The following is a 6,519-nucleotide window of genomic DNA, read 5'->3' as shown; positions in this document are numbered from 1 at the left end:
ACCACGCTGGCGTCGGCGGGCCTGATCGACCATGTGCGGGGCCGCCGCTACCGGCTGCACGACGTCGTAAGGACGTTCGCGCAGGCGCGGCTGCTCGACGAGGAGACGGCCGCCGACCGTACGGCGGCGCAGGAGCGGCTGATCCGCAACTACGGCGAGCTGGCCGACTCCGTGATCCGGATGGTCGACGGCAAGACGTCCACCCGCGCCGACCTTTTCAAGACGGCGGCCGGAGCCCACGGATTCACCTCCCTGGACGCGGCGTTGCACTGGCTGGACGACGAGTCGAGCTTCATCACGGCCACGCTGCGGGGGGCCGAGGGCGTCGACCAGCAGGCCGTGCTGAACCTGCTGGGCGCGCTCTGCGACTACTGCCTGCTGCGCGGCGACCTCTACCGGCTCGGTGAGATAAGCGAGTTGACGCAGGCGGTCGACCAGGGGCTGCTGGTCCGCTCGGTCCAGTGGCGTACGGGCATCGCGGCCCGCCAGCTCGGCGAGCTGGACAAGGCCAGGACGACCCTGACCTCGGTGGTCGGCCTGTACCGCGAGGCGCGGCACGAGGCGGGCGCGGCCCGCGCGCTGTGTTCGCTCGGCATCACCCTGCACCACCAGGGCAATCTCGTCGAAGCCTCGGCGAAGCTGCGCGAGGCGGCGGAACTCCAGTCCTCCGACGAGCTGGCGGCCGACCGCGCCTGGACCCTGCACGCGCTGGCCGCGGTCGAGCGCGACCGGGCGAATCTCGCCGAGGCGATCACGCTGCTCGCCACCGCGCTGGTGCTGCACCGCGAGAGCGAGTCGGTGCACGGGGAGGCCTGGACGCACTTCCAGCTCGGCCAGGTCTGTCTGCGCATGGGCGACGTGCCCCGCGCCGACGGCGAACTGCGCGCGGCCCTCGACCTGTACGGCAGGACACGCGACGGCCGCGGCGAGGCCTGGGCCCTGACCCAGCTCGCCCGCGGCCGGCTGGTGGACGGTGATCCGGCCGAGGCCACCGACCAGCTCAGGCAGGCGCTGTCCAGGCACCGCGACAACGAGGACGCGCGCGGCGAGGCCTGGACCCGCTACTACCTGGGCCAGGCGCTGGAGGAGCGCGGCGACCGTGACCAGGCCGTACGCGAACTGGAGCGCGCCCGCACGATGTTCTCCCGGATGCGCGACGTGTACGGCCTCGCCTGTGCCCGCCACCACTCGGGCCGCGTCACCCGCGACCAGCGCGCCGCGCAGACGGGCAACCTCCGCAACTCGGGCTTCGCCCGCCAGTTGCTGGTCGACGCCCGCGCGGACTTCCACCGGATCGGGGTGGCGCACGGCGAGGCGTGGACATGTCTGGAACTCGCCCTCGTCGACGCGGGCAACAACCGCTCGGCGCAGGCGCTCCAGCTCTGCGACGAGGCGACGGCGCTGTTCACCTCGTACGGCGACGAGCGGGGCGCCGACTGGTCCCGCTTCCTGCGCTGCACCCTGCTGCCGTACGCCTCGGCCGGCGGCATCGAGGTCGGCTCGGTGGTCGCCGAACAGGAGCTGTCCGACCTCCTGCGGGCCCGCCACGCCACCCGCGACGGCAAACTGGAGGACTGCGCCGAGGCGTTCGCCGTGATGCTGGAGCGCGGCCTCGCCCTGGAGGACGGCTGGGGCGCCTGGCGGCTGGGCATGGTCCCGAACAGGCACGCGCGCGAGGTGATGGGCGTACGGGTGGACCCGGCGCCGGCCTGACCCCGGAGCCGGGGCAGGAGAGCCGCAGCACCACGGTCCGGCACCGCTGCGGCCCAATACCACCACGGTCCGGACACCACCATGGCCCCATGACGCCCCGCCGGGGTCATGGGGCCCTGACGGGCGATGCCCGCCCTTCGTCCCCGCTCAGCGCCGCCACCAGCCGCCGCTACCGGCTACCGCTGCTCCCGGCTCTGCGACGACTACTGATCAACTGCTGCTACTCACCGCTGCTCGTGCGCTGGGCGGGTGCCGACTTCGAAAGCCCGGCGCCCGCGCGCACGCTGTCCGGCCGCTCGGCCCGGTCGGCCTTGGGGTCGGGCGACTCCTTGAAGTCGACCTTGCCCATGTGGCGGCTCATCGACTTCATCAGCAGCCATACGGCCACCGCCATCACCGCGAAGACGATGAACCCGAGCACACCGGGCGTCACCTTGTTCTCGTCGAGGTCCGCGGCGAGTGGAACGAAGTGCGTCATTGCCTGGGTCGCATACATATCAGGCATTGTCGCGGATGCCCGCGAAGAGGTCGCTCTCGGGGAGGGAGGTATCGACCCGCGACTTCACGAGCTCGTACTCCTCCGTCGGCCAGACCTCCCGCTGGATGTCCATCGGCACCCTGAACCAGCCGCCGTCCGGGTCGATCTGCGTGGCGTGCGCGAGCAGCGCCTTGTCCCGGATCTCGTAGAAGTCCGCGCACGGGATGTGCGTGGTCAGCTCCCGTTCCTTGTGGTCGGCCTCCGCCCAGCGCTTGAGCCAGTCGCCGTACGGCGACTCGTGGCCGCGCGCCAGCAGGGCCTCGTGCAGCGCGACCGTGCGCTGCTTGTTGAAACCCTGGTTGTAGTACAGCTTCTGCGGCTCCCAGACCGGACCGAACTCGTCCTCCGGGTACTTCTCCTTGTCGGTGGCCGCCTCGAAGGCCAGCACCGAGATCTTGTGGGTCATGATGTGGTCGGGGTGCGGATATCCGCCGTTCTCGTCGTACGTGGTGATGACCTGCGGCCGGAACGCGCGGATGGAACGGACCAGCCGGCCCGCCGCCTCGTCCACGTCGGCGAGACCGAAGCAGCCCTCGGGCAGCGGCGGGAGCGGATCGCCCTCGGGCAGGCCCGAGTCGACGTAGCCGAGCCACTCCTGCTCGACGCCGAGGATCTCGCGCGCCTCGTCCATCTCCTTCTTGCGGACCTCGTGGATGTGCTCCTCGATGTAGGCGTCACCCTGGAGCTTGGGGTTGAGGATGGAGCCACGCTCGCCTCCCGTGCAGGTCACAACCAGCACGTCCACCCCCTCGGACACGTACTTGGCCATGGTGGCCGCACCCTTGCTCGACTCGTCGTCGGGGTGGGCGTGGACGGCCATCAGTCGTAGCTGGTCAGTCAAGACTCGGTCCTCAGTGATTCGTCGCATTAGGCGGCTTCTATAGTGACGGATATCGAGGGGCGGAAAATTCCGGCATCCCCACTCCGAGAGGAAAGATCATGGCCGTGGCGCGCGAGGAGCTCCCCCCGGGCCGCTACGGGCAGCCGGGCGGAGCGCACGCGAACCGCGGGCTCAGGATCGTGGCCACGGTCTTCGGTGCCGCGGCGGTCGTCCTGATCGCCTGGTTCGGGTATCACTACGTAGCGGGCACGAGTGTGTCGGGCGAGGTCATCAAGTTCAAGCGGGTTTCGGCCACGGCGGTCGAGGTCCATCTCGAAGTCCACAAGGACAAGGGCGCGACGGGCACCTGCACGCTCCGCGCCCTGAACGACGGACACGCCGAGGTGGGCCGCAAGGACGTGCACTTCACTCCGTCCCAGACCGAGGTCGACCAGATCGTCACCCTCCGTACGACGGAGACCGCGACCGCCACGGAGCTGGTGGGCTGTACCACCGACAGCGGCTGACGGACCCGGCCCGCCGCCGCGGCGGCGGACGGTCACCCTGTCCTACGGAGTTCAGGCCCGGCGGCGCGTTCAGGGACCGCGGCCGAACCCGCCCGGGGCCACCGCCCCTGACCTGGGTCGACGCGGTTCTAACGGCTTTTATCCTCCCCCTCGCGCCACGAAATTGTTAGGCTCGTGGTTTCGCCCACTCAAGAAGGCACAATCTTCTGAGTAGGGCGTCGCTTTGTCTTTCCGGTACCTACGAGGAGCACCTGTGACCCAGACCCGCGAGAACGTCACCTGGCTCACCCAAGGGGCGTACAACCAGTTGAAGGCCGAGCTGGACCACCTGTCCGGTCCTGCTCGCACGGAGATCTCGAAGAAGATCGAGGCGGCCCGTGAGGAGGGGGACCTCCGCGAGAACGGCGGGTATCACGCGGCCAAGGAAGAGCAGGGCAAGCAGGAGCTACGGGTGCGCCAGCTCACCCAGCTCCTGGAGAACGCCAAGGTCGGGGAGGCGCCCGCCGACAACGGGATCGTCGAGCCCGGCATGATGGTGACCATCGCCTTCGACGGCGACGAGGACGACACGCTGAGCTTCCTGATGGCGTCGCGCGAGTACGCGAGTACGGAGATCGAGACGTACTCCCCGCAGTCGCCGCTGGGCTCCGCCGTGAACGGCAAGAAGGTCGGCCAGGACGCGGAGTACGAGCTGCCGAACGGCAAGAAGGCCTCGGTGAAGATCCTCGCGGCCAAGCCGTACACGGACTGAGCCGACTGCCACCTGTCACCTGCGGGAAGCCGGACAGACCGGACAGGACAGGGCCCTGGCGCGTCGTTGACGAGGCGCCCCGGCCCTGTTTCCGTTCCCGCTGCTCCCGTTCCCGCTGTTCCCGCTCAGACAGCCGCCGAACGGTATTTGCGCACCGCCAGCGTCCGGAACACCAGCAGGATCAGCACCGACCAGATCACCGACGCCCAGACCGGGTGCTGCATCGGCCAGGCGTCGGATTGCGAGACCCCGGGGTTGCCGAACAGCTCCCGGCACGCCTCCACCGTCGCGCTGAACGGGTTCCACTCCGCGATGTGCCGCACCCACGGCGTCATCCCGCTGATGGTCACGAAGGCGTTCGAGATGAACGTGACCGGGAACAGCCAGATCAGCCCGCCCGAGGTCGCCGCCTCCGGCGAGCGGACGGACAGCCCGATCAGCGCCCCGATCCAGGAGAAGGCGTAGCCGAGCAGAAGCAGCAGCCCGAAGGCGCCGAGCGCCTTGGGCAGGCCGTGGTGGATGCGCCAGCCGACCAGTACGGCGACGACGACGAGCACGACGACCGTCAGCGCGGTCTGCACGAGGTCGGCGATCGTACGGCCCGTGAGGACCGCGCCGCGCGCCATCGGCAGTGACCGGAACCGGTCGACGAGCCCCTTCTGCATGTCGTCGGCGATGCCCGCGCTCGCGCCGGCCGTGGCGAAGGTGACGGTCTGCGCGAAGATCCCCGCCATCAGGAACTCACGGTAGAGCCGGGGGCTGGTGGAGGTGCCGATCTTCAGGGAGCCGCCGAAGACATAGCTGAACAACAGGACGAACATCACCGGCTGAATCAGGCCAAAAAGCACAACCTCGGGAATTCTGGTCATGCGGATGAGATTCCGCCGGGCGACCACCAGGGAGTCGTGTGCCGAGTGGAGGATACGGCCGCGGGGTGCCGGCGCCGCGAGGCGTCCTGGCTCGGGTGCGCTGGTCAGGGTCACTTCTCGGCCTCCTTGGCGGGCGTCGCGCCCGCTCCGTCCCGGTCCCGGGCCGCCGGGGGCTTCCCGCGCCCCTCGTCGCCGCCGCCACCGTTCTCGCCGCCACCACCGTTCCCGCCGTTCCCGCCGTTCCCGTCGTCCTTCTCGCCCTCCTCGACGGAGTGGCCGGTCAGCGTGATGAACACGTCGTCGAGCGTCGGCCGGCGCAGCCCGATGTCGTCGATCTCGACGCCCCGGGTGTCCAGCTCCCTGATGACCTCCGCGAGCAGTCGCGCGCCACCGGTGACCGGTACGGTCAGCTTGCGGGTGTGCTCGACGACCGCGACCAGGTCCTCGCCGCTCCTGCGGCTGTCATCGCCCCGGCCCGCCTCGGCGAAGGCCGCGAGGACCGTACGCGCGGGGCCGATCTGGCCGGGTTCCTGGACGACGACCTCGACCCGCTCGCCGCCCGTCTGCGCCTTCAGCTCGTCGGCGGTGCCGCGCGCGATGACCTTGCCCTGGTCCACCACGCAGATGTCGTGCGCCAGGTGGTCGGCCTCCTCCAGGTACTGGGTGGTGAGCAGCAGCGTCGTACCGCCTGCCACCAGGTCCTGGATGATCCCCCAGAGCTGCTGCCGGTTGCGCGGGTCGAGGCCGGTCGTCGGCTCGTCCATGAACATCACGGGCGGCGACACCACCAGCGCGGCGGCGAGGTCGAGCCTGCGCCGCATGCCTCCGGAGTACGTCTTGGCGGGACGGTCGGCGGCATCGCTGAGGTGGAAGCGCTCCAGCAGCTCCACGGCTCTCGCCCGCGCGGCACGCCCGCGCATCTGGTACAGCTCGCCGACCATCCTGAGGTTCTCGCGTCCGGTGAGGTACTCGTCGACAGCGGCGAACTGACCGGAGAGGCCGATCGAGCGGCGGACCTCGTTCGGGTTCTTCACCACGTCGATGCCCGCGACGACCGCCCGTCCGCTGTCGGGCTGGAGCAGGGTGGTCAGGACCCGTACGGCGGTGGTCTTGCCCGCGCCGTTGGGCCCGAGCAGCCCGAGGACGGTGCCTTCGGGGACGTCGAGGTCGACGCCGTCCAGAGCCCGCACGTCGCCGAAGGTCTTCACCAAGCCCTCGGCGTAGATGGCGCCAGGCATGTGGATTCTCCCCGGGGTGGCTGGATGGCTGTGCCCGCACCCGAGCTTATGGCGATTGCCACG

Annotated in this window: 7 protein-coding genes; 3 read left to right on the top strand and 4 right to left on the bottom strand. The window is 70.0% G+C overall.

Features of this window, described 5'->3' with window-relative positions; translation table 11 throughout:
* On the top strand, positions 1-1,713 hold a 1,713-nt coding region (locus QR77_RS49115; RefSeq protein ID WP_040024541.1), incomplete at its 5' end, for a tetratricopeptide repeat protein.
* Between the two features lie 220 nt (positions 1,714-1,933).
* Here the strand turns inward: QR77_RS49115 and QR77_RS26245 are convergent.
* Both QR77_RS26245 and mca read right to left on the bottom strand, forming a co-directional pair.
* Positions 1,934-2,209 (bottom strand): hypothetical protein, encoded by a 276-nt coding sequence (locus tag QR77_RS26245; protein WP_078877151.1) that lies wholly within the window; start codon positions 2,207-2,209, stop codon positions 1,934-1,936.
* Between the two features lies 1 nt (position 2,210).
* Positions 2,211-3,092 carry a mycothiol conjugate amidase Mca gene (mca, locus tag QR77_RS26240; RefSeq protein ID WP_040024538.1) on the bottom strand — a complete coding sequence of 294 codons (882 nt, stop codon included), beginning with the start codon at positions 3,090-3,092 and terminating at the stop codon, positions 2,211-2,213.
* A 98-nt stretch (positions 3,093-3,190) separates the two neighbouring features.
* On the opposite strand from mca, the gene QR77_RS26235 reads away from it, so the two are divergent.
* The gene (locus QR77_RS26235) at positions 3,191-3,598 is read left to right on the top strand and encodes a DUF4307 domain-containing protein (protein WP_040024537.1); all 408 of its coding nucleotides are present in this window, start codon (positions 3,191-3,193) and stop codon (positions 3,596-3,598) included.
* 253 nt (positions 3,599-3,851) lie between these two features.
* Positions 3,852-4,349, top strand: coding sequence for a transcription elongation factor GreA (gene greA / locus QR77_RS26230; protein WP_040024535.1), 498 nt, complete (start codon positions 3,852-3,854; stop codon positions 4,347-4,349).
* Between the two features lie 125 nt (positions 4,350-4,474).
* Here the strand turns inward: greA and QR77_RS26225 are convergent, their stop codons facing one another.
* Both QR77_RS26225 and QR77_RS26220 read right to left on the bottom strand, forming a co-directional pair.
* A complete protein-coding gene (locus QR77_RS26225) occupies positions 4,475-5,272 on the bottom strand; it encodes an ABC transporter permease (RefSeq protein ID WP_236711157.1) in 798 nt (265 codons plus the stop codon).
* 56 nt (positions 5,273-5,328) lie between these two features.
* Positions 5,329-6,456, bottom strand: coding sequence for an ATP-binding cassette domain-containing protein (locus QR77_RS26220; protein WP_078877150.1), 1,128 nt, complete (start codon positions 6,454-6,456; stop codon positions 5,329-5,331).
* Positions 6,457-6,519: the final 63 nt, after the last annotated feature.

The organism is Streptomyces sp. 150FB, assembly GCF_000818195.1.
Lineage (GTDB): Bacteria > Actinomycetota > Actinomycetes > Streptomycetales > Streptomycetaceae > Streptomyces.
The sequence above is the reverse complement of the archived record's forward strand: the minus strand, read 5'-3'. Positions and strand labels throughout refer to the sequence as shown.